This window comes from Polaromonas sp. P1_F8 (genome assembly GCF_056405635.1).
On record NZ_JBFUBS010000002.1, the window covers coordinates 477,945 to 503,631 of the forward strand.

Genomic DNA, 25,687 nt, shown 5'->3' on the forward strand with positions numbered 1-25,687 from the left:
AAGTCGTATGACGGGATTGGATTAGTAGGTCTTGGGCACGGGCACCAGCGTCTGCTGCATCAGCGCGCAGGCGCTTTCCTTGCCCGCTGCGCCGACGTGCGTGACTTCAGCGGTCGTGACGATGATGCGCTTGCCGGCCTTGACGACGCGGCCCAGGGCGCGCAGCTCGCCGTCCCTGAAACCGGCCATGAAGTTGATTTTGTATTCGACCGTGGTGACCTCGGAATCTTCCGCAGCCATGGTCAGCGCGGCGTAACCCCCGGCGATATCGGCCAGCGCGCCCATCGCGCCGCCGTGGAAGCTGCCCTGCTGCTGCGTGACGTGCTCCGAATAGGGCAGGGCCACCTCGCACAGGCCGGGCTCCACGCGCAGCAGGCGCGCGCCCAGGTGCTGCATCAGGCCCTGGCGCAAAAAGCTGGCTTCAATGCGGCGAAACAGTGTGGACGGTGCGGCGGTTGCATCCATGGAAGACCCTTTGAACAGATAAAAAGGCGGCTCTTGTTTTAGTTGACGTTTACGTAAACGTCAATTATGCCTGCTGGCGGAAGCACTGTCCAAGGGCGGTGAAAGCTTCGCGCGCGACCTGAGCGTCCGGGCGATCGCGTCCCGAAGAGGAAAGAGATGGGCGTCGCCGGCAAATTGGGCTTCCCGCGAATTGCCCGTATGGACAATCACCATGCGGGCGACGGGATCGACAAAGATGTTCTGGCCGCCGACGCCCCAGAAGAACGACCGGCCGCCGGCCGCCTGCGGAATCCAGACGTGCAAGCCATAGAACGGAGCCCCTTTGGGCTGCGGCTTGTCCGGCCGCAGCATGACCATCTCGTCGATCCATGCGGCGGGCACGACCTGCCCGCCTGCCGCCTGCCCCCGGTTCAGCACCAGCGTCCCCAGCCGGCCGTAGTCGCGCAGGCGCGCGGCGAACTGGCCTTGAACGCCCTCCTCGCCATGGAAATTCTTGATCCAGAAGCCGCTGCCCTCGGCCCCGAGGCGCGACCATATCCTGTCCTCCAGATACGCGGTGTTGCTCATGCCGGTACGTTCGCTCAGCATGAGGCCGAGCAACGCGGTCACCGCGCCGTTGTAGCTGAAAGTCTTGCCGGCGGGCGATCGATCCGTCTTCTCCTGCAGGTAGCGCCGCATGCTCTGGCGCGGCGAGACGGTGGGGTCGGTCGCGCGGTTGTCCGATATCGCGCCCGCCTCATAGGCGGCATGAAGTTTGGCCGAGGCGGCCATCCGCAGCAGATCCTCCACCGTATCGTCGGCAAACGCGCTGGCTTCGAAGCCGGGCAAGACCTGCCTGACGGTGGTGCCCAGCGCCAGCCTGCCTTCCGCGATCGCCACGCCGACCAGCAGCGACAGGATCGTCTTCGACATGGACGCCGAGTGCAGCGCGTCCTGGGCGCCGGTTCCCTGCAGGTATCGCTCATAGACGATCCGGTCCTCATGCAGGACGAGAAACCCCGTCGTGCAGAAACGGGCCAGGTACTCCTCGAGCGAATGGGCTTGCGGATCCCCGGCAACGCGATACGTCACATCCTCCAATGGCAGGCCATGGCCGAACACCGCCGGCGCACCGGCCGCCCGCGCTTCATTGAACGGAAATCGCTGCTGGGGGTTGCGGAATGAACCGGTGCATCCCTGTTGGGCCGCCGCGAGGGCGGGCAGGCCCACCGCGAACAGGACCAGGGCCGCGCGGCGCAGGGAATCGATCGTCATGGGGCCCGGCGGAAAGCAGGTCACCGCTACGCCGCCTGCTTCGCTTTCTCAAGTTTCGCCAGCAGCGCCTTGGCCTCGCGCTCGTGCGTTTTCACCTCTTCGAGGTTGCCCTGCAGTTCGGTCATCTGCTCCTCCAGCTGTGCACGGTGCTGCGCCAGGATGGCGAGGAACTTGCGCAGCTGCGGCCCGGTGTCGCGCGGGCTGTCGTACATGTCGATGATGTCCTTGGCCTCGGTCAGCGACAGGCCCAGGCGCTTGGCGCGCAGGGTAAGCTTGAGCCGGGTACGGTCGCGCGCGGTGTAAACGCGGTTGCGCCCGCCCGCGCCTTCGCGCTGGGGCTGCAGCAGGCCCATGTCTTCGTAAAAACGCATGGCGCGCGTCGTCAGGTCAAACTCTTTTGCCAGGTCGCTGATGGTGTAGGTAGTGGCCATGGTGGTGAAGTCTTCTTTGCAAACGCTAAGGGCTCGTGGCTATTGAGACAGCGCGAAACAGGCGCGGTCCCTACAATGGTTGTGTATGACGTTTACGTAAACGTCAAATATACCGCGAATGATGACATGAACCTCCTTGAGCAGCAACTGGATTACCCCTTTGGAGATACCCTGCCCGAGTCGGGCATGACCATGGAGGTGGCGCCGGGCGTCAAGTGGATACGCATGGCCCTGCCCTTCGCGCTGAACCACATCAACCTGTGGCTGCTGCGCGATGAGATGGACGACCCGGACCGGGCGGGCGCGAAGATCCAGGGCTGGACCATCGTGGACTGCTGCATCAGCCGGGACGAGTCCAAGGCGCAGTGGGAAGCGGTTTTTGCCACCCAGCTGGAGGGCCTGCCGGTGCTGCGCGTCGTCGTGACGCATATGCACCCCGACCACATCGGCCTGGCGCACTGGCTCTGCGAGCGCTGGACCACGCCCAAACACGTGTGCATGTTGTGGATCAGCGCCACCGACTACCTTTCGGCCCGTATCGGCTCGCAAAGCACCACCGGCTTCGGCGGCGAGAGTGCAGCGCGCTTTTTTGCCGCGCACGGGCTGGTCGACCCGGAATCCGTCGAGAAAATCCGCGGCCGGGCCAGCTACTACCCCGGCATGGTGCCGGCCGTGCCGGCCAGCTACGTCCGCATCATGGACGGCATGACGGTTCGGATCGGTGGGCGCGACTGGCGCTGCATCAGCGGCTACGGCCATGCACCCGAACACATCGCGCTGCACTGCGAAGCGCTGGACACCCTCATCAGCGGCGACATGGTGCTGCCGCGCATTTCAACCAATGTGAGCGTTTACGACATGGAGCCGGAGTCGAACGCGCTCACGCTGTTCCTGGAATCCATCGACAAATTCCTGCCGCTGCCTGAAGACACGCTGGTGCTGCCGTCACACGGCAAACCCTTTCGCGGCCTGCACACGCGCATAGGCCAGCTGCACGACCACCATCGCGACCGGCTGGCCGAAGTGATGGCTGCCTGCACCGCCGCGCCCTGCAGCGCGGCCGACATCCTGCCCATCATGTTCCCCCGCAAGCTGGACCTGCACCAGACCACCTTCGCCATGGGCGAAGCGGTGGCCCACCTGCATGCGCTGTGGTTTGGCGGCAAGCTCACGCGCCGGCTGGACAGTGACGGGATTTATCGCTTCAGTAGCGTTGGTCCGTAAGCAAGGCCGCGGAGGCCGCCCGCACAAGCAGGGCGCTATGTTTTTAGTAGCTGCTCGCGCTCGCCTCTATTGGCCTACAGCCCGATTAAGCACATAAGAATGCAATGGATGGCTGTGGGGCCCCTTCTTTACCAGCAGGGGCCGCGGGACTGGCTTTGCCAGACCGCAGGCGCAGCGGCCCCCTCGGGGGGCAGGGAGCTACACGCAGTGAGCGACCGTGGGGGCTAGGCTCTCCACTTCCGGTTAGCCGTCACCAAAGCGGTGAGGTAACCGTGCAACCATTCAAAATTGACAGGCTTTTTCAGCAGGTGGGCGTGCTGCGGCAGGCCCCCGCGGGCCTCAATGGCGTCGGGCGGCAGGCCGCTGATCACCACGATCTGCATATCGGCCAGCTGCACGTTGCGTTTGAGCGCCTTGAGCATCTCAATGCCGTCCACGCCGGGCATGGACAGGTCCGTGATCAGCAGGTCGGGCCGCATGCTGGCGATATCCATCATGGCCTCCAGGGCAGATGGCATCCAGGTGCAGTCAACCGGCAGGTCCCAGTCTTCAAACTGGCAGCGGTACAGCTCGCGGGTGTCTTCGTCGTCTTCCACCATCAGCACCCGCAGGCGGCTTTTGGGGTCGGTGTCGACGCGGGACAGCTGTGGGCTGTTTTTGGCCAGGTAGGCGTTGATGGACTGCAGCGCAATGCGGCGGTGCCCACCCAGCGTCTTCCACGCCTCGATTTCCCCTTTTTCAACCAGGGACTGCACCGTCGCAACGGAGAGCCCCAGAAGCTTGGCTGCATAGCTGGTGCCGCAGTAATCCTCGCTGGAGAAATCCGCAGCCGTGATCGCGGCCTCGAAGGACTTGGGTTCACGCGCCATGGCAGACCGAACGGGGATTGGAGTGTTTCATTTTGGGCATTTTAATCAATTCGACTCAATCGCTTCACAGAAAATGATAGTAAGCATCAACTAACACCAGCGAGCACTGCCAGCGTCAGGGAGACAGCGGTGCCGTGGGCAGGGTGAAGAAGAACGTTGCCCCCTTGCCGGGCGCCGCCTCGGCCCACAACCTGCCGCCGTGCCGCTTGATCACGCGGCTGACGGTGGCCAGCCCGATGCCCGTGCCCGGAAACTCCGCGACAGCATGCAGGCGCTGAAACGGCTTGAAGAGCTTGTCGGCGTAAGCCATGTCGAAGCCGGCACCGTTGTCCCTGACGAAAAACTCCGGCAGCCCCGCGGCATCCAGCTGGCAGCCTACTGTGATTTCGCTGAGGGGTTGCTGGGCGCTGAACTTCCAGGCATTGCCGATCAGGTTTTCCATCACCACCCGGACCAGCCGGCTGTCGCCGTGCGCCTTCAGGCCTTTTTCGATGTTCACCGCAACCTTGCGCTCGGGGTCGCGCACCCGCCATTCGTCCAGGATGATGCGGGAAAGCTCCGACAGGTCCACCACCTTGTTATTCAGGGGGGTGCGCGACACCTGCGCCAGCGACAGCAGGTCTTCAATCAGTTGCCCCATCTGCGCCACGCCGGCCTGGATACGTGCCAGGTAGTGCGTCACCTTCTCGCCGGCATCGGCCCCCAGGTGTTTGCCCAGCAGGCGGCTGAAGCCGTCAACGGTGTTCAGCGGCGAGCGAAGGTCGTGCGACACGGAGTATGAAAACGCTTCGAGTTCCTGATTGGACAGGCGCAGGGCGGCTTCAATGGCCTTGATCTCGGTGATGTCCGCGTCGATGCCCACCCAAAAGGCCACTTCACCGCGTTCGTCCAGCACGGGCGATGCGCGGTAGGACATGGTGTGCACGCCGTCCTTGGCCAGCACGCGGCGTATGCCCGAGTATTGCGACCGCGTCTCCCGGGCGACCTGCCAGCGGGCCCTGATATCGGGGAGGTCGTCCGGATGAATGGCGGCAAACCATTGCGTGCCGGTCCAGTCCTCCATTTTGCCGCCCGCCAGGTCAAACCAGGCGCGGTTGAAGTAGGTGGCCGCGCCGTCCGGGTCGCTGGTCCATACCACCTGGGGTGCCTGTTCGGCCAGCGCCCGGAAGAGCGCCTCTTGCCGCTCCAGCGCCAGTGTGCGCTCGGCGACTTTCTGCTCCAGTCCGGTGTTGAGCTGGCTGACCTCCTCGATCAGGCGGGAGTTCTGGATGGCGATGGACGCGAGCTGGGTCAGTTCGAGCGCCACATATTCGTCCTCCTGCGTGAACTCGCCCTCGTATTTGTCGGACAGCTGGAGCAGCCCGATGTTCTTGCCGTCGCGGCCCGTCAACGGTACGGCCAGCCAGCCGCGCATGGCCGGATGCTTGTCGGCGTAACTGCCGAAGCCGCGCCAGCGCGGATGCGCCTCCAGCTCGGCCTGGGTCATGCGCATGGACCGGTTGGTCTGGCAGACCAGGGCGTAAATGCCGGTGCCGTCGGGCGCCTCGATCATGTCCCGGTATTTCGCATATTTTTCGGAAAGCGACAGGGCGTTGATGGCTTGCCCCCAGTCGCTGTTCACGGTGAGGCTGACGATCGCCTGGTGCGCGCCTATCACCCCCCGGGCCTGCTCGGCCACCTCGTGCATGGTGCTTTCAAGCGTCTGGTGCCAGGTGATGGCCTGGGCCGCGTCAGCGGCGCGCTGCAAGGTGTACAGGTGTTCCTGGACCTCATTTTCAACCTTGACCTGGGCCGAGATATCCAGCGCCAGGACAAAACGCGCCGGCCGGCCGGCATACTGCACCGAGGTTGAAAATGGGCGGGCAGTGAAAAATGACCCGTCCTTGCGGCGATGTTCCCAACGCTCCCTGACGATCAAAGGCGAGGCGGTGTGCTGGGTCCGGAGGTTTTGAGCTTCCGCTTCGCTGCGAATGTCGTAGATCGTCATCGACAGAAACTCTTCCATCGTATAGCCGTAACTCTTGACGGCGGCTTCGTTGACCGTGAGGAAGCGATAGGTCTCGGCGTCAAAAACCCACATCGGAATCGGCGCCATTTCAAACAGGGCCGAGTAGCGGTGCTCGCTTTCCACCAGCGCCTGCTCTGCCAGCTTGCGCTGGGTGATGTCGCGCTGCACCGCGACCCAGTGGGTGTAGTGGCCTTTGGTGTCGGTGATCGGAACAATGTCGAGCTCCAGCCAGACTTCCTCGCCGCTCTTGGTGTAATTGATCAGCTCGGCGCGTACGGGCTGCCATTTTTCCAGTGCGGCCTTGATGCGGTCGAGCTCGTCCCGCTGCGTTTTGGGGCCCTGCATCAGGCGTGGCGTTTTTCCCAGTACCTCTTCACGCGTGTAACCGGTACGGCGCTCAAAAGCGTCGTTGACAAAGATGATGCGCGGGCCGGCGCCATCGATGGGGGCGGCCTCGGTGATGAGCACAATGTCGTTGAGCCGGGATACGGCGGTTTCCAGAAGGCGCAGATGCGCCTGCGCTTCGTGCTGTTCCGTGATGTCCTGCAGCACACCGACCAGGCTCACGACCTTGCCGTCCCGCTGCAAAGCCCGGCCCTGCGTGCGCACCCAGATGCGCCGGCCCTTTGCCGTGATGAGGGGCAGCTCCAGGTCCCATGGGGTACCCTGCTTCAGGGCTGCCAGGGCGACCGAGCGGATGGTGCGCCGCGCTTCGGGTGCATAAAAGCCGAGCGCCTCCTCCACCCCGAGGCCGGCCGCCGGATCGAGTTCGTGGATGCGGTAAATTTCTTCAGACCAGTAAGGCGTCATGGTGTCGACAACGACCTCCCATCCGCCGACTTTCCCGAGCGCGCCGGTGCGGTTCAGCAGCTCCGTGCTGCGGGCCACCACCAGTTCCGCGCGCTTGCGGTCGGTAATTTCCTGGATCACGCCGGAGCGGCGGCGCCCCGACGGCCCGCGGCCCGCGCCTTGCCCCTCCTGCCCGGTGTCCCCGGGCTGCGCTTCGTCAGCGCGGCCAAACAGGTGGACCCATCGAATCTCGCCAGCGGACGTGACGATGCGGAACTCCATGTCCAGCGGCTGGTTGCTCCGAACGGACAGATCGCGCCGTTCCTTGAAGGCCTGGCGGTCCCCGGGATGGACCAGCTGCATGAATCCGCCATGGCTCCTGTCGAAGGTCGTGCGGTCAACGCCGAGCACCTCGTAAACCTCATCGGACCACCAGCTTTCATCAGTGCTGGTGTCCAGCTGCCAGTAGCCGATGCGGCCCAGGCGCTGGGCGTCCCGCAGTTTCTGCTGGATGGCTTCGCTGTTTGCCAGTTCGGCCTCCAGGACACTCCGATGTTGCTCAAGCGACTCGGCCATGCGGTTAAAGCCCGTGGATATCTTCGCAAACTCCCCGAAGTCGTCAGGCCGGCCGGGCGGTATCCGCACATCCAGCCGGCCGTTCTGAAGCTGCCGGATGGCCTCAAGGATGTTTCGGGTGGGCTCCACGATGGCACGCCCGCCAATGACCCAGGCAACGCCGCCGCCCACAAATGCCACCAGCAACAACACCACCAGTTCCAGCCACAGCTGTTCCCGGCTGGCGCCCACGACCAGTTCGCGGTCCAGGCTGACCGCCACAAAGAAAGCGGCGTGTACGTCGGGGCTGCTGGGCATGAAAGCCCACAGGCGGCGTTGCCCGGTGCCGTCCTGCCCATCGCTGGTTCCGGCACGCATCTGCTGCACGGCCGCCTTCAGCACGGGGCTTCTGGCCACCTGCCCGATCCGTATGGGGAGGTCGGGTTTGCCCGCCAGCAGCACGCCGCCGCGGTCATGTATGCCCAGCGCGCCGCCGGGCGGCAGCTGGACGTCGATGGTGGATTTCGCCATCTCGGCCAGGTCAACCGACGCAAAAGCCACGATATCAACGCGCCCGTCCTTGTCCAGCAGGGGCAACGCAAATGTGATGGAAGGCCGGCCCGTGGCACGCCCCACAATGTATTCACCCACCACAAAGCTGCGCTGCTCAACGGCATTGCGGAAATAGGCCCGGTCGCCCAGGTAGCCGAGCCGCACGCCTTCCTGCCCGTTGCACAGCGCATAGCCGTCCGTTCCCACAATGCCGAAATTGGCGTAAAGCGGAAACAGCTTGTTGAGCTCTACAAGGTAGCGGTTGCAGCGGTCGGCGTTGCCGTCCCGCAGGCCGGGCACATGAACAATTGCCGTCAGTATCTGCCGGGCCGATTCCGCCAGGCGCTGCTGGCTGGATGCGGCCAGCGATGCGGCGAATTGCAGGTCGGTCTGGGCGCGCTCGACGGCGGTGTCGGCGTTGTAGACGGCCTTGAAAATGGACAGGCCAAACATCGGCACGATCGCCACCAGCACGAGCATGACAAGGCGGGTCCGCAGCGTGATATGAAGCTTCATGGCATCAGCGCCGCAGGTACCGGCACCGGGTGTTTCTGGTCCACCGGTGCGTCACGGGATGTCAGCCGGCCGCGATGGATTCATTGACGCCCAGCCAGTACGCCTGCAGGCGGTTGAGCTTTTCGGTCAGCCCCCCAAAATCGACGGGTTTACGGACAAACCCGTTGGCCCCGCTCTGGTAACACGCCACGATGTCGGACCGCTCGCTGGAAGATGTCAGCATGACCACCGGCACCAGCGCAGTCAGGGGATTGGCCCGCACGCTGCGCAGTACGTCCAGGCCGGACAGCTTGGGCAGCTTCATGTCGAGCAGGATGAAAGCCGGCTGCCTTTGCGTGTCGCGCCCCGCATGGGCACCCTGGCCGAACAGAAAGTCCAGCGCCTGCACACCGTCCCGGGCGACGGCAATCTCGGCTGTGACGCCCTGCTCCTCCAGCGTCAGCACGGTCAGTTCCAGGTGGTCCGGGTTGTCTTCAACTACGAGTATGAGTTTGTCGTTCATGTGGACTTCAGGTGCGCGGAGTCAATCCCTGTCGTTTTCTGGTTTTTGGTGTTTTCTCATATTACCAAGTAAAGAAACGCCGCAGTACTGTGATTTGTACCCCTTTCACGTCTCTTGACGGGGCTTGCCCGGGCGCTGCAGCGCAGGCCTACCAGCGGGGGATCGCTTCGTCCTTGAGCTGGCCGCGCAGCTCGGCGTAGTCAGGCACCACCGCGCGCACGGTGTCCCAAAAACGCGGGCTGTGGTCCATGACACGCAAATGGCTCAATTCATGAACCACCACGTAGTCGATCACCGACTGCTTGAAATGGATCAAGCGCCAGTTCAGCCGGATGGAACCATCGGCGCTGGCGCTGCCCCAGCGGGTGCCGGCGCTGGAAAGGCTGAGCTTGCGCCACTGCACGCCCAGGTGCGGCGCGAAATGGTTGAGCCGCTCGGTAAAGACCCGCTTGGCCTGGCGCATCAGCCAGGCCTGCACGGCGTCGCGGATCTGCTCGGGCGTGGCATGGTGGGGCAGGCCCACATGCAGCGTCAGCTGCGCCACACCGGGCAAGGTGCCATTGGACGCATCGCCGTCGCCCCGCAGCAAGACTTCGGCGGCCGCGGTGCCGGTTTTGAGTTCGGCGCCGACGCCGCCGAAAGCATGCCGCGGATCGATCACCACAATGACCTGGTCGCCCAGGAAAGGCAGCGTGGTGCCGTCCTTCCAGTCAATGCGTGCGGACTCCAGGCGCTCATGGCGCGCGCGGGTTTCCTGCAGCTTGGCCAGGATCCAGCCGGATTTTTCCAGCACCGCCTTGTCGATTTCATACAGCGGCACCCATTTGGGCGCGCTCACCGTGAGGCCGTCGGCGCCGGCAGAAAAGCCGATGGTCTTGCGTTTGCTGCGGCGGAACTCGTAGGCCACCAGCACGCCGTCCAGCACGGTCTCACGGCTGGCGCGGTGGTGGCGGAAAGTAGCCGGAGCCAATGCCTGCTGGATGGTTTGCGCGGGAAGATGGGGCCCCACAAAATCGGCCGTTGCTATATTTTCAATAGCTGGTGGCGCCCGGCTATCGGGCGCTGCAGGCCTTTTTGGCTTGATTTTTCTGGCTTTGGAGCCGCTGGGAACGCCAGCAAGCGGCGCCGGCGCGGAATCAAACAGGTCGAGCGTGAACTGAAGAAGCCGTTGCATCATGGCAGTTTAGCTTGACAGCATGGGCAGGCTGGCCGCTCAGGTATTGGGTGCGACGGGTGTGGCGGGCGCGGCGACCACTTCACCGGCATAAGCCTCGGGGTCAAGGCGCCGCATTTCGGCTTCGATCCAGGTTTCCACCTCGCGCATCAACTCGTCGGGCTGCCGGCCGGTGCTGTCAATCGGTTTGCCGATGGAGATGTCAACAATGCCCGGGGTTTTGATGAAGGCCTTGCGCGGCCAGCATTTGGCCGAGGTCACGGCAATCGGGATCACGGGAGCGCCGGTTTCAATGGCCAGGCGCGTACCGCCGGATTTGTAAGTGCCCTTCTGGCCGCGCGGGATGCGCGTGCCTTCGGGGAACATGATGACCCATGTGCCCTGCGCCATCAGGCGCTTGCCCTGCACCACGACCTTGTTGAAGGCCTGCGACCGCTGGCTGCGGTCGATGTGGATCATGTCCATGCGCGCCATGGCCCAGCCGAAGAACGGCACGTAGAGCAGCTCTTTCTTGAACACATAAGCCAGGGGATGCGGCATCAGCGTGGGCATGCACAGGGTCTCCCAGGTGCTCTGGTGCTTGAGCAGCAGCACGGCGGCGCTGGTCTGGCCCGTAGGCAGGTTTTCCATGCCGGTTACCCGGTTCTTGATGCCCAGGATGAAGGTGCCACCGCTGACCGCCACACGCAGCCAGCCGGCACACATCCAGTACATGGTGTTGCTGCTGACGAACAGTGAGGCGATCACCACAAAGGTAGCCCAGGGGATCACCGTGATGGCCATCCACAGCAGGTGAAGGATTGATCGAATCAGGCGCATGTCAAGGTTTCCGGTATCAAGCAGGTTGTGGATGCTGGTGTACAGCAGTTTTCACGGTGTTTCAAGGCTCTGGCCCTTATGTGGCGGGCGCGAGCAGCTAGTATTTTTATAGCATCACCTACAGGGCCACTTGCAGGGGCCGGGCGCTGCGTTCCAGGATGAAATCGGCAAATGCCGACAAATCAGCATGCACCTGCGTGCCTTCGGGCAGGCCCTCGGGCTGCCCGCCGCTGCGGTAGCGCGCCGACTTGCCCGTCAGCACCAGGTGCGGTTCGCACCCGGCAGCCGCGCCGGCCTGCAGGTCGCGCAGCGAATCCCCTGCGGTGGGCACCCCCTTGAGCGGCACGCCGAAACGCGCGCCGATCTGCTCGAAAAGCCCAGGCAGCGGTTTGCGGCAAGTGCAGCTGTCTTCGGGGGCGTGCGGGCAGTAAAACACCGCATCGATGCGCCCGCCGACAGCGGCCAGCAGCTTGTGCATCTTGGCGTGCATGGCGTTGAGCGCCGCCACGTCAAAGAGGCCACGCCCCAGCCCCGACTGGTTGGACGCGATCACGACGTGCCAGCCGGCATGGTTCAGGCGCGCAATGGCCTCCAGCGAACCCGGCAGCGGCAGCCACTCGTCCGGCGCCTTGACGAAGTCGTCGCTGTCGCTGTTGATGGTGCCGTCGCGGTCGAGGATGATGAGTTTCATGGTGGTTTGCCTTTGGCTGGAAGCTTACGCCGCTAGCTTGGACAAGTCAGCTACCCGGTTCATCGCTTGATGCAGGGTGGCCAGCAGGCCGAGGCGGTTGACCTTGAGAGCCGGGTCTTCGGCATTGACCATCACGCCGTCGAAGAAGGCATCGACTGGTGCCTTGAGCGCGGCCAGTGCCTGCAGCGAGGCGGCGTAGTCACCGGAGGCAAAAGCAGCTTCGGCTTTGGGGCCCACGGTCTTCAATGCATCAGCGAGGGATTTCTCGGCGGCTTCCTGCAGCAGCTCAGGTTTGACCGCAGCTTCGACCGTGCCTTCAGCCTTCTTCAGGATGTTGCCGACGCGTTTGTTGGCCGCAGCCAGCGCAGGCGCTTCAGGCAGCGCGGCAAAGGCGCGCACGGCCGCCAGGCGTTTGGCCACATCGCCGAGACGTTGGGGCTTGAGCGCCAGCACGGCATCAACCTCTTGCGCGCTGTAGCCCTGCTCGCGCAGGGAGCCGGCGAGGCGGTCGTAGATGAAGTCGACCAACGCCACGGAGGCATCCTGAATCTTGTCACCGAACACCGGCTGCGCGCCCTGTACCAGTTCCAGCAGGCCCAAAGGCAGGTCTTTCTCGACCAGCATGCGGATCACGCCCAGTGCATGGCGGCGCAGCGCGAACGGGTCCTTGTCGCCCGTCGGCAGATTGCCGATGCCGAACATGCCGACCAGCGTTTCCAGCTTGTCGGCCAGCGCAACGATGACGCCGACGGTGTTGCGCGGCAACTCGTCGCCGGCAAAACGCGGCTTGTAATGGTCTTCAATGGCGTCGGCGACGTCAGCACTGAGGCCGTCGTTGAGCGCGTAGTAACGGCCCATGGTGCCTTGCAGTTCGGGGAACTCGCCGACCATGTCGGTCACCAGATCGGTCTTGGCCAGTTCGGCGGCGCGCCGCACATCGGCGACATTGGCATTCAGGCGATTGGCAATGGCTTCGGCAATGGCGCGTACGCGCTGCGTACGCTCACCCTGCGTGCCCAGCTTGTTGTGATACACCACCTTGCCCAGGCCTTCAACGCGCGAAGCCAGCGTCTTTTTGCGGTCCTGGTCGAAGAAAAACTTGGCATCCGCCAGGCGCGGGCGCACGACGCGCTCGTTGCCGCCGATCACGGCGCTGGCATCCGTCGGGCTGATATTGCTCACGACGAGAAACTTGTTGGTGAGCTTGCCCGACGCGTCGAGCAGCGGGAAGTACTTCTGGTTGGCCTTCATCGTGAGGATCAGGCATTCCTGCGGCACGCCGAGGAATTCTTTTTCGAATTCGCAGACCAGCACGTTGGGACGTTCGACCAGCGCGGTCACTTCGTCGAGCAGGGCGTCGTCTTCAATCGCCCTGGCGCCGCCGCCAACTTTGGCCGCGGCTGCAGCAAGCTGCTTGATGATTTCGGCTTTGCGCGCGGCAAAACTGGCGATCACCGCGCCGTCTTTTTGCAGGGTAGCGGCGTAGGCGTCGGCATCCTTGAGCACCACCGGGTCGACGGCCGCTTCAAAGCGGTGGCCGTGTGTGATGTTGCCGGCCTTCAGGCCCAAGGCCTCGATAGCGACCACCGAATTGCCGTGCAGCGCGACCAGGCCGTGCGCCGGGCGCACAAATTTCACATCGCTCCAGCCGTCGGCCAGCTGGTAGGTCATGACCTTGGGAATCGGCAATTTGGCAATGGCTTCGAGCAAGGCTTTCTGCAACCCCTCAACCAGCGTCGCACCCTTGACGTTGCTGTCGTAAAACAGCGCCTCTGCCTTGCCGTCGGGCGCGCGCTTGAGACCTGCAACCGCCGACGCATCGGCGCCCAGCGCCTGCAGCTTTTTGAGCAGCGCGGGTGTGGCATTGCCCGAAGCATCCAGCCCCACCGCCACCGGCATGAGTTTTTGCGAAACAGCCTTGTCGACGGCCTGTGCGGCCACCGCCGTAACATGCGCGGCCAGACGGCGCGGAGAGGCAAATGCCGTGAGGGCCGAATCTGCCGCCGTCAGGCCCTGGGTCTTGAGCTGCTCGAACAGCACGCCGGCAAAGGCATCGCCCAGTTTTTTGAGCGCCTTGGGCGGCAGCTCTTCGACAAACAGTTCAACGAGAAGATTTTGGGAGGCGTTCATTGGTTTTTTCGGGAATGTCGGAGCGCAAAAATGGCCAGGGCTGCAACCATCAGCGGCAGCCAGATGGTTTGGATCTCATTGAGCAACACGTCGGCGCCGCGTTGCGTGAAGAACCGGGAAAAGGAGACCGGCGAAACTTCAACCGGCCGCCATGGGCTGAAAAACCGCTGGTCGGAAAACGGCCAGTAGAGAGGAATGGCCACGCCGCCATTGGTCAGGGTGTCCAGCAAGGGATGCGAGAACACGCAAAGCGCGATCCACGCATAGCCCTGCCATGGCGCCAGTTTCCAGTGCCGCGCCAGCCACCAGCCGATGAGGCCCACAACGAGCGCAAAGCCCAGGGTATGGGTAAAGCCGCGATGCCCCCAGATACCGCCGTAATGGATGCCGAGCTTGAAAGCGATGCCGTCAAAGTCGGGAAGGATGGCCGCGACCATGCCCGCCGCCAGCATGGAAGGCGGTATCCGCTTGCTACCGAGGGCCACTGCAGCAGCAACGGGGACGGCGATGTGGGAAAAGATGGTGGGCATCGAAGATCAGCTCACCGTTTTGGCGTGGCATCGGCGTAGTGCAACACCGTGGGAAACGGATCGTAAAAATGGTGAAGCAGCTTGCGCCATGCCTGGTAGGGCTCTGACTGGCGGAACCCCACGGTGTGGTCTTCCAGGGTGTTCCAGCGCACCAGCAGCATGTAGTGGTGGTCGTTTTCCAGGCAGCGCTGCAACTCGTGGCCCTGGTAGCCGCCCATTGACGCGATGATGGCCTGCGCCTGGGCAAAGGCCGCCTCGAAAGCGGACGCTTCGCCGGGCTTGACCTGCAACTGGGCGATTTCCAGAATCATCAGGCCGCCTTCTTCGCCATTTGCTCGACCCATTCACGCGGCGCCATCGGGAAGCCCAGGCGCTCACGGCTTTCGTAATAGCTTTGTGCCACGGCGCGGGCCAGGTTGCGGATGCGGCCGATGTAGGCGGCGCGCTCGGTCACGCTGATGGCGCCGCGGGCGTCCAGCAAATTGAAACTGTGGGCAGCCTTGAGCACCTGCTCATAGGCCGGCAGGGCCAGTTGCACGTCGATCAGGTGTTTGGCCTGCTTTTCATGCGCCGTGAAAGCGGTGAAGAGGAAATCGGCGTCGCTGTGTTCGAAGTTGTAGGTGGACTGCTCGACTTCGTTCTGTTTGTAGACGTCGCCATAGCTCAGTTTGGAGCCATCAGGCCCTTCGGTCCACGTGAGGTTGTAGACGTTGTCCACGCCTTGCAAATACATGGCCAGGCGTTCCAGGCCGTAGGTGATTTCGCCGGTGGCGGGTTTGCAGTCGATGCCGCCGACCTGCTGGAAGTAGGTGAACTGCGTGACTTCCATGCCGTTGAGCCAGACTTCCCAACCCAGGCCCCAGGCGCCCAGCGTCGGATTTTCCCAATCGTCTTCCACAAAGCGGATGTCGTTTTTCTTCAGGTCAAAGCCCAGCGCTTCCAGAGAGCCGAGGTAGAGCTCGAGGATATTGGCCGGTGCCGGCTTGAGCACGACCTGGTACTGGTAGTAGTGCTGCAGGCGGTTGGGGTTCTCGCCGTAGCGGCCGTCCTTGGGGCGGCGGCTGGGCTGTACATAGGCGGCTTTCCAGGGCTCGGGGCCCAGCGCGCGCAGAAACGTCGCGGTGTGCGAAGTGCCTGCGCCGACTTCCATGTCGTAGGGCTGCAGCAGCGCGCAACCCTGGTCAGCCCAATAGGACTGCAGCTTCAAAATAATTTGCTGGAAAGTAAGCATAAGAGTGGAGTTTTGCCAAACGCGGGGCACCTGGATTGCAGGCCCGGGGAGCGGCGCCTCAGGTGGCGGCCGCCAAGCCGGTCATTTTACGCGGCGGCGCGCGGGCGCCTTGGTGAGCGGCATCTGGGTGGGCGGCACATACCAGCCGGGCCCGGTCTTGAAGGCCTCGACCAGGAAATCCACCATCACACGGACCTTGGCGCTCAGGTGCCGGCGGCTGGGGTAGACCGCCAGCACGTCGATTTCAGGCATGCGGTAGCCCGGCAGCAGGGGCACCAGCCGGCCTTCGCGCAGGTCTTCCCCAACCAGGAAGGCCGGCTGCCAGATAATGCCCAGCCCCGCCACGGCCGCTTCGCGGGCTGTGTCGCCGTTGTTGGCGTGCATGATGTAGTTGACCTTGACCACATGGGGACGCCCCTCGCCGTCGATGAAATGCCATTCGTTGGCGGTGGCGGCATAGGTGTAGCCCAGGCAGCGGTGGCCCGCGAGGTCGGCGGGCACAGCCGGGCGGCCGTGCTTTTTCAGGTAGGCCGGTGCGGCACAGAGGATGTTGCAGGAAGTCGCGAGCTTGCGGGCCGCATGGGTGGCCGGCCCCGTGCGCGAGATGCGTATGGCGAGGTCGTAGCCTTCTTCCACGATGTCCACCACGCGGTCGCTGAGGGCAATGTCGAGTTCCACCTCGGGATAGCTTTGCATGAAGCGCGGCCACAGCGGCGCCAGGTGACGGATGCCAAAGCTCACAGGCGCATTGATGCGCAGGCGCCCGCGCGGCTGCAGGGTTGCCGACGAGGCCAGCGCCTCCGCGTCGGCAACCTCTTCAAGAATCGACTTGCTGCGCTCATACAGCGCTTCGCCGCTTTCGGTGAGCGAGAGCTTGCGGGAGCTGCGGTTGAGCAGGCGCGTGCCGAGGTGGGCTTCCAGCTCATTGATATAGCGGGTGACGTTGGCCGGCGAGGTGTCCAGCGCATCGGCCGCACGCGTGAAACTGCCGCGGCCCACCACGGCGGCAAACACCTCAAACGCACGCAGCCGGTCCATTTCAACCCCAATCATTCATAAAAGATGAATGATTAAATCAGTTTTACGGCCTTCCTCCAATAGAAGATGAAACTTACATTGGACTCATCGGCAGGCAGTAAGCACACCGAACCAGGAACCCCTACCCAAGACAAAGGAAATCGACATGACCACGCAAACCACTTCATTCACACCCCGCTTCGCCAACAAGACCGTGCTGGTCACGGGCGGCAACAGCGGCATCGGCCTGGCCACCGCCCTGCAATTCGCCGGGCAAGGCGCGCGAGTCATCATCACCGGCCGGGACCAGGCGTCACTGGACCAGGCCAAAGCCCAATTGGGCACAGGCGCCATCGCCCTGCGCAACGACGCAGGCGCCAGCGGCTCGGCCAAGGCACTGGCCAGCGCATTGGCCGCCGAAGGCATCACGCTGGACGCCGTGTTCATCAATGCCGGCCTGGCCAAATTCGCCCCGCTCGAAAGCGTGGACGAAGCACTCTGGGACGACACCTTCAATGTCAACGTGAAGGGCGCCTTCTTTGCGATCCAGGCACTGTCGCCACTGCTGAACACGGGCGCCGCCATCATCCTGAACGGCTCGATCAATGCCCACATCGGCATGCCCAACTCCAGCGTCTATGCCGCCAGCAAGGCGGCGCTGATTTCGCTGGCAAAAACGCTGTCGGGTGAGCTGGTCGCTCGCGGCATCCGCGTCAATGTGGTGAGCCCCGGGCCGGTGCAAACGCCGCTGTACGGCAAGCTTGGCGTGCCTGCAGACCAGCTCGATGCGCTGGCCGCCGGCATCCAGGCGCAAGTGCCGCTGAAACGCTTCGGCACGCCCGACGAAGTGGCCAGCGCCGTGGTGTATTTGTCATCGCGTGAGGCGGCTTTTATTGTCGGTACCGAGCTGATCGTCGACGGCGGCATGAGCCAGCTGTAAGCACCTCCCGCGCACGCCGCGAGAAAGAACAAGGGCGATGCCGCTGCCGGCATCGCCCTCTTTTTCTGATTACGCAAAAACTCAGTATTGCCAGAAGATGCGCTGCAGCTCCTTGCTGTCAATGTTCTTCGTCAAGGCCACGGCGGCCAGGATGCGGGCCTTTTGCGGGTTCAGGTCGTGCGCAACCACCCAGTCGTACTTGTCGTCAGGCTGCTCGGCGTTGCGCAGCACAAAGCCTTCGGGCACACGCGAGGAGCGCACGACCTGGATGCCTTTGGCGCGAACTTCCTGCAGCGCAGGAACCACACGGTCGGCCACGGAGCCGTTGCCGGTGCCGCCGTGGATCAGGGCCTTGATGGCAGTCTTGCCGACAGAGTCCACCGTAGAGCGCGGCACGTTGCCGTAGCCATAGACGATATCGACCGGCGCCAGCGCTTCGAAATCATCAATGTTGAATTCGGACTGCGCGGTGTGGCGCTTCACAGGCGCGCGGAACCAGTAATTCTGGCCTTCCACCACCATGCCCAGCGGGCCCCACTGGCTCTTGAAGGCCTCGGTCTTGATGTTGATGGTTTTGGTGACATCACGGCCGCTCTGGAGTTCGTCGTTCATCGTGACCAGCACGCCTTTGCCGGCGGCGTCCTTGCTGGCGGCCACGCTCACGGCGTTAAAAAGATTCAGCGCGCCATCGGCTGACAGCGCCGTGCCCGGACGCATGGAGCCGACCACCACTATGGGCTTGCTGGTGCGGATCACGAGGTTGAGGAAGTAGGCGGTTTCTTCCAGCGTATCGGTGCCGTGGGTGACCACGATGCCGTCCACGTCGGACTGCTTGACCAGCGCCGAGATGCGTTTGCCCAGCTTCATCAGGTTGTCGTTGGTGAAACTTTCGGAAGCAATTTGCGAGACCTGCTCACCCTTGACGTTGGCCACGTTGGCCAGCTCGGGCAGGCCGGCCAGCAGTTTGTCGACCGGCACCTTGGCGGCGGCATAAGTCGCGCTGTTCAGTGCCGAGGCGCCGGCGCCGGCAATGGTGCCGCCGGTGGCCAGGATCACGACATTGGGTTTGGCGGCGGTTTGCGCCAGTGCGGGCGCGCCGAGCGAGGTAAAGGCCACCAGGCCAAGCGCTGCGCCCATGTGCCGAAATGTTGAGGCTATTTGCATGTATGTCTCCAAGGAAATGGAATTTGTCTGATTTTTTGCGCACAGCGAACAAAACAAGCGGTTTTATCAGCCTGTGCGGCGATTTGCCCGGCCTTGCGGCCAAAGGTGGCTCATCGTAGCGACGCTGGCAGCCCCCAGCGATGCATAATGTAACGAGGGGTATGACTAAAACTCACACCCCTCAGCAGCATGGCCCCATGCGTCTCCGGCGACCCGGCAGCGACATACCCGCAGCGACATGAACCTCAGGCAACTTGAAGTCTTCCAGGCGGTGATGCAGACCGGCAACATGAGCGCCGCGGCGCGGCTGATCTGCATCACGCCCTCGGCCGTCAGCAAGACGATTGCGCACACGGAATTGCAACTGGGCTACAAGCTTTTTACCCGCGGCAAGGGCACGCTGGCCCCCACGCCCGAAGCGCGCGTGCTGTTTGAAGAATCCTCGCAAATCCACCAGAAGCTGGACGGGCTCAAGCGCATTGCCGTCAACCTGCGGCAGTCGGCCGGCGGCCAGGTGCGGCTTGCGGCCATTCCGTCCGTCAGCCACGAGTTTTTACCGCTGGTGCTGGAAAGGCACATGGCGCGCTACCCGCGCGTTCGCGTCGAGGTGCGCACGCTGCACCAGGACCAGATGGTGCAGGCACTGCTGACGCGCAGCGTGGACTTTGCCCTTGGTTTTTATGAACACCCGCACCCGTTGCTGACCAGTTCGACGCTGGTGAGCGGCCCGCTCTACCTGGCCGTCACGCGCGACATCTGGCAGCGGGCCGTGAAGGCAAGACGCCAGAACCCGATGTCCTTCCTGGCCAGCATGCCGCTGATACGGCTGGTGGGTGAGGACCCGATGTGCCAGTCCATCGACGACCTGGCGCGCCACCTGGGCCTGACCGCCCCCGAAGGTTTGCAGGTGCACACCTCGCGGCTGGCGCTGGAGCTGGTCAAGCGCGGCATGGGCTGGACGGTGGTGGACTTCCTGACGGCCAGCAACCTGGACCCGCAATCATTGACCGCGGTACCACTGCATGATTTTGCCCAGGCGCCACTCCAGATGTATTTTGCGAGCAGCACACCACCTGGTCAGGATGCGCTGCGCATGCTGGAGATGCTGCCAGAACTTTTACACGGCGTGATGGCCTCGACCCACTGAGCGCCGCACCTCCGAGCCAGCAGGTGCCGCGGAACCGGCTTGCCGGGCCGCAGGCACCGTCCCCTGCAAGGGGAAAAGGGGCTACACGCAGTGAGCCCCGATAGGGGTGTGCCCTCTCCTACCGGCGACGGCGGAACGCCAGCGCCAGGCCGGCCACGCCCAGCCCGAAGCCCCACAGCGGCCAGAGGCCGTAGCGGGACACCCACTGGGCATAGGGCGTGATGCCGTTGCGGCCCTGGACGTCGCCGTTCAGCACGCCGCGCGTGTGGCGTTCCAGCGAATGCGTGACCTTGCCCTGGTGGTCGATGATGACCGTGGCACCGGTGTTGGTGGCGCGAATCATCGGTCGGCTGAACTCCAGCGCGCGCATGCGCGAAATTTGCAGGTGCTGGTCAATCGCCACGGTGTTGCCGAACCAGGCGATGTTGCTGACATTGACAAAGATGGTCGGGGCCAGCGCGGGATCGATGAAGCGTGCGCCCAGCTCTTCGCCAAAAAGGTCTTCGTAGCAAATGTTGGGCGCCAGCCGCTGGCCCTTCCATTCGAAGGAGGCCTGCCCGACCGCGCCGCGGTTGAAGTCGCCCAGCGGGATGTGCATCATGTCGATGAACCACCTGAAACCCGTCGGTATGAACTCGCCGAACGGCACCAGGTGATGCTTGTCGAAACGGTATGGCTCTGCTTGCCCGGGCTTGAAGCCCAGCACAGAGTTGGCGTACCCGGCCTGGGAGCTGCCAATCGGCAGGCCGATCAATGCCGCCTGGTTGCCGGCGGCAAACCTTGCCTGCAGCGCTTGCCAATAGCCTTCCGGCAATTGCTGGGGCAGCACGGGGATGGCGGTTTCAGGCGCCACCACCAGCGGCGCTTTCGCATCGCGCAGCTGCTGGCCGTACCAGCGCAGCGCTGTGGCCACGCCTGTGCCGGGCTGGAATTTTTCGTTCTGGGGGATGTTGCCCTGCAGCAGCGTGACGCCCAGCGCCTCGGCGGGCTGGACCGGGGCATCGCCGGGCCAGGCGCTTTGCACCGGCAGATAACCCGCCACTATGCAGACAACCAGGATGCCGGTCACGTTCAGCCATTGCACATGGGATGCGCGCAGGGTCATCGCCAGCCAGGCGGCAACCAGCGCGGCCAGAAAAGTCAGCCCATGCACACCCACCCACGCGGCCAGCGGCCTGGCCCAGCCGTCGACGTGGGCATAGCCGCCCTCCCCCCAGGGAAAGCCGGTAAAGAATTCGACCCGGGCCAGCTCTGCCAGCAGCCAGAGGGCTGCAAACACCGTGGCACGTGGCAGCCTGCGCCTGGGCGCCAGCTTCACGAAAAATGCGCTGGCCGCTGCGTAGTAGAGCCCCAGAAAGGCGGCGAGCAGCACGATGGCCAGTACGGTCAGGGGCGCTGCCAGCCCGCCGTAGTAGTGCATGGAAATGAACAGCCACCAGAAGGTGCTGCACAACATCGCCGTGCCGAAAAGGCCGCCCATCCAGGCGGCGCGCTTCCACGAGCGGCAGCTGTCAAGTTGCGCGGTAAACAGGAAAAGCGCCAGCAGTTGCAGCCACCACAGCGGCTGGCCCTGTGTAAAACCAAAATCAAAAGGCCAGGCCATGCTTGCTGCATGGGTGCAACCAGCTATCAAAATAATAGCGACCTGGAACGGGGAAATGCCTTTGCGCGGCGGCGGGTTGCGTGCGTGCTCAAGCAGCGCCGGCAAGGTCGGGAGATGGGACATCATGCTTTGAATCGAATCCCGTCCCATAGTCAGCCCGCCCTTTTTTTTCGTGAATTCGTTGTCAGACGCCGGCGTTGACCGGCGACACCTTGAACCAGCGCACGGCCCCACCTTTGGTGTGCAGTACGGTGAACTGAAGGCCTGCCAGCGCGTAATGCTCGCCGCGCTTGGGAACATGGCCCATCTCATGCGCCACCAGCCCCCCGATCGTATCGAAGTCGGTTTCGGGCAGCGTCACGCCAAAAGCCTCGTTGACACGCTCGATGGAGGTGTCGCCGCTGACGCGGTAGGTGTGGTCGCTGAGGCCGAAGATGTCGCCTTCGTCTTCGGCGATGTCGAATTCGTCCTCGATCTCGCCGACGATCTGCTCGAGCACGTCTTCAATGGTGATGAGGCCGGCCACGCGGCCGAATTCGTCGATGACGATGGCCAAGTGGTTGCGGTTGCCGCGGAATTCACGCAGCAGGTCGTTCAGCCCCTTGCTCTCCGGCACAAAGACGGCGGGCCGGAGCAGGGCCTTGATGTTGAGTTCGGGCGCGCGCTGCAGCTTGAGCAGGTCCTTGGCCATCAGGATGCCGAGGATATTTTCCTTTTCGCCTTCGTAGACGGGAAAGCGCGAGTGGGCGGTGTCGATCACCAGGTGCAGCAGTTCGTCGAACGGCGCGTCGATGTTGATCACGTCCATGCGCGGGGCTGCCACCATGACATCGCCCGCCGTCATGTCGGCCATGCGGATGACCCCCTCGAGCATCTCGCGGCTCTGGGCTCCGATGACGTCATTGTCCTGGGCTTCCACCAGGGTCTCGATCAACTCGTCCTTCGAGTCGGGGCCTGGGTGGAGCATTTCAGCGAGCTTCTGCAAAAAGCCGCGTTTGTCTTCTGGCCTGGAAGACCGACTGGGGGGAACGTCGGACACGTGATGGGCGGTCGGTAGTTGTGAAGGGGCTAAGGATAGCTGAAATCCTTGACGGTGCGCAGGCGTAATTTGCCGTCGCGTGCCGAAGCGGTTGGCTTTTTGTATTTCCCGTTTGGGTTTGTGTCCATCCAGGGACACGCGGCGGGGGTTTGGATGATTTTTGGCGCGTAGCCAATGGAAATGAGCGCGAGCAGCTATTGAATTGATAGCACCAAGCACGTCTTTACGGCACCTGCTGCCTGGGTTGAGCCTGCACGCGGCCGGCTCTTGCGCCGGCCCCGCGCTGAAGCCATCACATCGGCATGCGGTCCCGCCCATCGCGCACGCCCTGCCGCACCTCCTGGACCATCGCCAGCAAGTCCCAGAACTGCTTGGCCTGAACCTTGAGGCGGTAGTCGGTCTGGGCGATCTGCTCTTCGACCATTTCGGTCATGCGCGAGTCCAGATCGGCCGGCGGCAGCTTCAGGTAGGCCTCGCTTTCAGAGCCGTCGCGTTCGATCGTGGCGCCGGCCTTGCGTGCGATGTTGAGCATGGCGGTGTTTTCGCTGAGCGCGTGGATGAACATCATGTCGACACCGTTGTTGCGGGCGTGCATGACGGCACGGTCAAAAAGACGCGAGCCGTAGCCGCGGCCACGCGCCTGGGCCAATACAGAGACGCCGAACTCGGCGCAGCTCTTGAGGTTGGGGTCGGTGGTATGCGCCAGGTGGGCCATGGCGATCAGTTCCAGCTTGCGGTTGTAAATACCGAAAATCTCGTCGCGCTCGAAGTTGAGCCCGTCTACATAGCGGTGGATCTGCTCATCGTTGGCCGAATAGCCAAAGCGCAGGTAACGGTCGTGGGGGCCCAGTGCCAGCAAATGGGTGGCGATGCGTTCCCCGTGGCTGGGGCCGATCGAACGGATTGGAACCATGACGGGCTGGACATGACGCGCTGGAGGCGCCGCAGAGGTGCGCTCTTCCACGGGAGGCCGGAAGAATTCCTTGCCTGCGTTATAGGATGCTCTCAAAAGGGTGCTGGGTGTAACCATGATCTCAATATAAGGGTTTTCCCTAGAATCAACAGTCTAGGGGCTTCTGAACCAGCGTCAATAGAGGGCCGTTTCAAAAAACGCCCCTATGTGGATTTTTCCCAATAAATACGGGCGCATGCAGCTATTAAAAATATAGCAAACTGACACTTACGGTTGTTTCGTCGCGCAAATTGTTGCAATACAGCAACACTCTGCACGCGTATTCGGGCAAATCAGGCACATGGGAATGCCGGTTCCCCGGCTTCGCCCCGGTTCAGCTCACAAAGGAACGGCCGTCGTCGCCTTGACCCGGTCCAGCACAAAACTCGTTTTGCAGTCCTGCACGCTGGGGTGTTTGAGCAGGGTGTCCATGATGAAACGGCTGTAATGCGCCATGTCCTGCACCAGCACGCGCAGCAGGTAGTCCATCTCACCAGTCAGCGCTGCACACTCGGCCACTTCAGGCCAGGTCTGCACACTGGCGCGAAACAGGTCCATGGGGTTGCGTTTGTGGCTTTCGGTGTGCTTTTCGAGCCGAACGTTGATGTAGGCGGTAAGCCCCAGCCCTACGGCCTCAGGCTTGACGAGTGCTACATAGCGGTCGATCACGCCGCTTTCCTCGAGCCGTTTTACGCGCCGCAGCACCGCGCTGGGCGAGAGGCCTACAAGCTCGGCCAACTGATCGTAGGTGGCGCGGCCATCGTCCTGAAGGCTGCGCAAAATATGCCGATCAAGCTTGTCGAGTGTTTCCATTCAAATAATTTTGCAGGTTTACTGCGCAAATGGCAATTAGAGCGCCCAATTTTGCAATAAAACTGACCACCGGCGCCGCTAAAGTCACTTTATACGCACACCTATCTGGAGACACGCATGAATGCACGCGACGACACCGCCCTGAACTTTGAACAGGGCGCGGCCTGGGACAACCCCATGGGCACCGACGGTTTTGAGTTCATTGAATATGCGGCACCCGACCCTGTCGCCATGGGTGCATTGTTCGAGCGAATGGGCTTCACGCCAATTGCCAAACACCGCCACAAGAATGTCACGCTGTACCGCCAGGGCGGCATCAACTTCATCCTGAATGCTGAGCCCGACTCGTTTGCCCAGCGCTTTGCGCGCCAGCACGGCCCCAGCGTCTGCGCCATCGCTTTTCGCGTGCAGGACGCCAAGGCCGCCTATGAACGCGCAATCTCACTGGGCGCCTGGGGTTATGCCCACACATCGGCGCCCGGCGAGCTGAACATTCCGGCCATCAAGGGCATCGGCGATTCAATCATTTATTTCATCGACAAATGGCGCGGCAAGAACGGCGCGCAACCCGGCGACATCGGCAACATCGGCTTTTACGACGTGGACTTTGAAGCCTTGCCCGGCGTGCAGGGTGACGCGCTGAACCCCGCCGGCCACGGCCTGACGTATATCGACCACCTGACGCACAACGTGCACCGCGGCCGCATGGACGAATGGGCCGGCTTTTACGAGCGGCTCTTCAATTTCCGCGAAATCCGCTACTTCGACATCGAAGGCCAGGTTACCGGCGTGAAAAGCAAGGCCATGACCAGTCCCTGCGGCAAGATCCGCATCCCGATCAACGAAGAGGGCAACGAAAAAGCCGGCCAGATCCAGGAGTACCTGGACCGCTACCAGGGCGAAGGCATCCAGCACATCGCCATGGGCAGCAACGACCTGTTCACTACGGTGGATGCATTGCGCAGCAGCGGCGTGAAGCTGCTGGACACGATCGACACCTATTACGAGCTGGTCGACAAGCGCATTCCGGGCCACGGCGAGAGCGTGGCCGATTTGAAGAAGCGCAAGATCCTGGTAGATGGCAAGAAAGGCTCGCTGCTGCTGCAGATCTTCAGCGAAAACCAGCTCGGCCCGATCTTCTTCGAGTTCATCCAGCGCAAGGGCGACGATGGTTTCGGCGAAGGCAATTTCAAGGCGCTGTTTGAAAGCATCGAGCTGGACCAGATGCGCCGCGGGGTTTTGTCGGGCGACAAGGCAAGCGCACAATAAAGT

23 protein-coding genes are annotated in these 25,687 nt (G+C 63.0%); 4 read left to right on the forward strand and 19 right to left on the reverse strand.

Features of this window, described 5'->3' with window-relative positions:
* Window positions 1-21: 21 nt before the first annotated feature.
* The 3 genes from AC1D1J_RS11165 to AC1D1J_RS11175 are packed head-to-tail and all read right to left on the reverse strand — an operon-like array spanning window position 22 to window position 2,150.
* Window positions 22-465 carry a PaaI family thioesterase gene (locus AC1D1J_RS11165; protein WP_477694719.1) on the reverse strand — a complete coding sequence of 148 codons (444 nt, stop codon included), beginning with the start codon at window positions 463-465 and terminating at the stop codon, window positions 22-24.
* Between the two features lie 60 nt (window positions 466-525).
* Entirely contained in the window at window positions 526-1,719 is a 1,194-nt protein-coding gene (locus tag AC1D1J_RS11170; protein ID WP_477688674.1) for a serine hydrolase domain-containing protein, read from the reverse strand.
* Between the two features lie 26 nt (window positions 1,720-1,745).
* On the reverse strand, window positions 1,746-2,150 hold the full coding sequence (locus AC1D1J_RS11175) for a MerR family transcriptional regulator (RefSeq protein ID WP_457282826.1): 405 nt from the start codon (window positions 2,148-2,150) through the stop codon (window positions 1,746-1,748).
* A 126-nt stretch (window positions 2,151-2,276) separates the two neighbouring features.
* On the opposite strand from AC1D1J_RS11175, the gene AC1D1J_RS11180 reads away from it, so the two are divergent.
* Window positions 2,277-3,374: an MBL fold metallo-hydrolase gene (locus AC1D1J_RS11180; RefSeq protein WP_477694720.1), complete on the forward strand. Its 1,098-nt coding sequence runs from the start codon at window positions 2,277-2,279 to the stop codon at window positions 3,372-3,374.
* 224 nt (window positions 3,375-3,598) lie between these two features.
* On the opposite strand, the gene AC1D1J_RS11185 is transcribed toward AC1D1J_RS11180, so the two are convergent.
* The 11 genes from AC1D1J_RS11185 to AC1D1J_RS11235 form a co-directional block, all read right to left on the reverse strand.
* The gene (locus AC1D1J_RS11185) at window positions 3,599-4,243 is read right to left on the reverse strand and encodes a response regulator (protein WP_477694721.1); all 645 of its coding nucleotides are present in this window, start codon (window positions 4,241-4,243) and stop codon (window positions 3,599-3,601) included.
* A gap of 115 nt (window positions 4,244-4,358) precedes the next feature.
* On the reverse strand, window positions 4,359-8,663 hold the full coding sequence (locus AC1D1J_RS11190; RefSeq protein ID WP_477688672.1) for a PAS domain S-box protein: 4,305 nt from the start codon (window positions 8,661-8,663) through the stop codon (window positions 4,359-4,361).
* Between the two features lie 61 nt (window positions 8,664-8,724).
* Window positions 8,725-9,165, reverse strand: coding sequence for a response regulator (locus tag AC1D1J_RS11195; protein ID WP_348049366.1), 441 nt, complete (start codon window positions 9,163-9,165; stop codon window positions 8,725-8,727).
* Window positions 9,166-9,313: 148 nt separating this feature from the next.
* Complete coding sequence (locus AC1D1J_RS11200) at window positions 9,314-10,342, reverse strand: M48 family metallopeptidase (protein WP_477694722.1); 1,029 nt, start codon at window positions 10,340-10,342, stop codon at window positions 9,314-9,316.
* A gap of 36 nt (window positions 10,343-10,378) precedes the next feature.
* Window positions 10,379-11,158 (reverse strand): lysophospholipid acyltransferase family protein, encoded by a 780-nt coding sequence (locus AC1D1J_RS11205; RefSeq protein ID WP_477649341.1) that lies wholly within the window; start codon window positions 11,156-11,158, stop codon window positions 10,379-10,381.
* Window positions 11,159-11,276: 118 nt separating this feature from the next.
* Window positions 11,277-11,849, reverse strand: coding sequence for a D-glycero-beta-D-manno-heptose 1,7-bisphosphate 7-phosphatase (gene gmhB / locus AC1D1J_RS11210; RefSeq protein WP_477688670.1), 573 nt, complete (start codon window positions 11,847-11,849; stop codon window positions 11,277-11,279).
* A gap of 24 nt (window positions 11,850-11,873) precedes the next feature.
* Window positions 11,874-13,979: a glycine--tRNA ligase subunit beta gene (glyS, locus tag AC1D1J_RS11215; protein ID WP_477694723.1), complete on the reverse strand. Its 2,106-nt coding sequence runs from the start codon at window positions 13,977-13,979 to the stop codon at window positions 11,874-11,876.
* Window positions 13,976-14,509 (reverse strand): metal-dependent hydrolase, encoded by a 534-nt coding sequence (locus AC1D1J_RS11220; RefSeq protein ID WP_477672064.1) that lies wholly within the window; start codon window positions 14,507-14,509, stop codon window positions 13,976-13,978. The genes glyS and AC1D1J_RS11220 overlap by 4 nt, the downstream gene beginning before the upstream one ends.
* 11 nt (window positions 14,510-14,520) lie before the next feature.
* Complete coding sequence (locus tag AC1D1J_RS11225) at window positions 14,521-14,820, reverse strand: antibiotic biosynthesis monooxygenase family protein (RefSeq protein WP_477649325.1); 300 nt, start codon at window positions 14,818-14,820, stop codon at window positions 14,521-14,523.
* Entirely contained in the window at window positions 14,820-15,740 is a 921-nt protein-coding gene (gene glyQ, locus AC1D1J_RS11230; protein WP_348049382.1) for a glycine--tRNA ligase subunit alpha, read from the reverse strand. The genes AC1D1J_RS11225 and glyQ overlap by 1 nt, the downstream gene beginning before the upstream one ends.
* Before the next feature lie 81 nt (window positions 15,741-15,821).
* A complete protein-coding gene (locus AC1D1J_RS11235; RefSeq protein ID WP_477694793.1) occupies window positions 15,822-16,778 on the reverse strand; it encodes a LysR family transcriptional regulator in 957 nt (318 codons plus the stop codon).
* Between the two features lie 145 nt (window positions 16,779-16,923).
* On the opposite strand from AC1D1J_RS11235, the gene AC1D1J_RS11240 reads away from it, so the two are divergent.
* Window positions 16,924-17,697, forward strand: a complete 774-nt coding sequence (locus AC1D1J_RS11240; protein WP_477694724.1) for an SDR family oxidoreductase — start codon at window positions 16,924-16,926, stop codon at window positions 17,695-17,697.
* Window positions 17,698-17,778: 81 nt separating this feature from the next.
* On the opposite strand, the gene AC1D1J_RS11245 is transcribed toward AC1D1J_RS11240, so the two are convergent.
* Entirely contained in the window at window positions 17,779-18,834 is a 1,056-nt protein-coding gene (locus tag AC1D1J_RS11245) for an asparaginase (RefSeq protein ID WP_477694794.1), read from the reverse strand.
* A 265-nt stretch (window positions 18,835-19,099) separates the two neighbouring features.
* On the opposite strand from AC1D1J_RS11245, the gene AC1D1J_RS11250 reads away from it, so the two are divergent.
* Window positions 19,100-20,008: a LysR family transcriptional regulator gene (locus AC1D1J_RS11250; RefSeq protein WP_477688667.1), complete on the forward strand. Its 909-nt coding sequence runs from the start codon at window positions 19,100-19,102 to the stop codon at window positions 20,006-20,008.
* A gap of 118 nt (window positions 20,009-20,126) precedes the next feature.
* Here AC1D1J_RS11250 and lnt read toward each other — a convergent pair whose 3' ends face one another.
* The 4 genes from lnt to AC1D1J_RS11270 form a co-directional block, all read right to left on the reverse strand.
* A complete protein-coding gene (lnt, locus tag AC1D1J_RS11255; RefSeq protein ID WP_477688666.1) occupies window positions 20,127-21,737 on the reverse strand; it encodes an apolipoprotein N-acyltransferase in 1,611 nt (536 codons plus the stop codon).
* A 58-nt stretch (window positions 21,738-21,795) separates the two neighbouring features.
* Window positions 21,796-22,578: an HlyC/CorC family transporter gene (locus AC1D1J_RS11260; RefSeq protein ID WP_477670114.1), complete on the reverse strand. Its 783-nt coding sequence runs from the start codon at window positions 22,576-22,578 to the stop codon at window positions 21,796-21,798.
* A gap of 364 nt (window positions 22,579-22,942) precedes the next feature.
* Complete coding sequence (locus tag AC1D1J_RS11265) at window positions 22,943-23,680, reverse strand: GNAT family N-acetyltransferase (protein ID WP_477688665.1); 738 nt, start codon at window positions 23,678-23,680, stop codon at window positions 22,943-22,945.
* 261 nt (window positions 23,681-23,941) lie between these two features.
* Window positions 23,942-24,415, reverse strand: a complete 474-nt coding sequence (locus AC1D1J_RS11270) for an Lrp/AsnC family transcriptional regulator (RefSeq protein ID WP_477688664.1) — start codon at window positions 24,413-24,415, stop codon at window positions 23,942-23,944.
* A gap of 117 nt (window positions 24,416-24,532) precedes the next feature.
* Here AC1D1J_RS11270 and hppD point away from each other — a divergent pair, with 117 nt between their 5' ends.
* Window positions 24,533-25,684, forward strand: a complete 1,152-nt coding sequence (gene hppD, locus AC1D1J_RS11275) for a 4-hydroxyphenylpyruvate dioxygenase (protein ID WP_477694725.1) — start codon at window positions 24,533-24,535, stop codon at window positions 25,682-25,684.
* Window positions 25,685-25,687 lie beyond the last annotated feature (3 nt).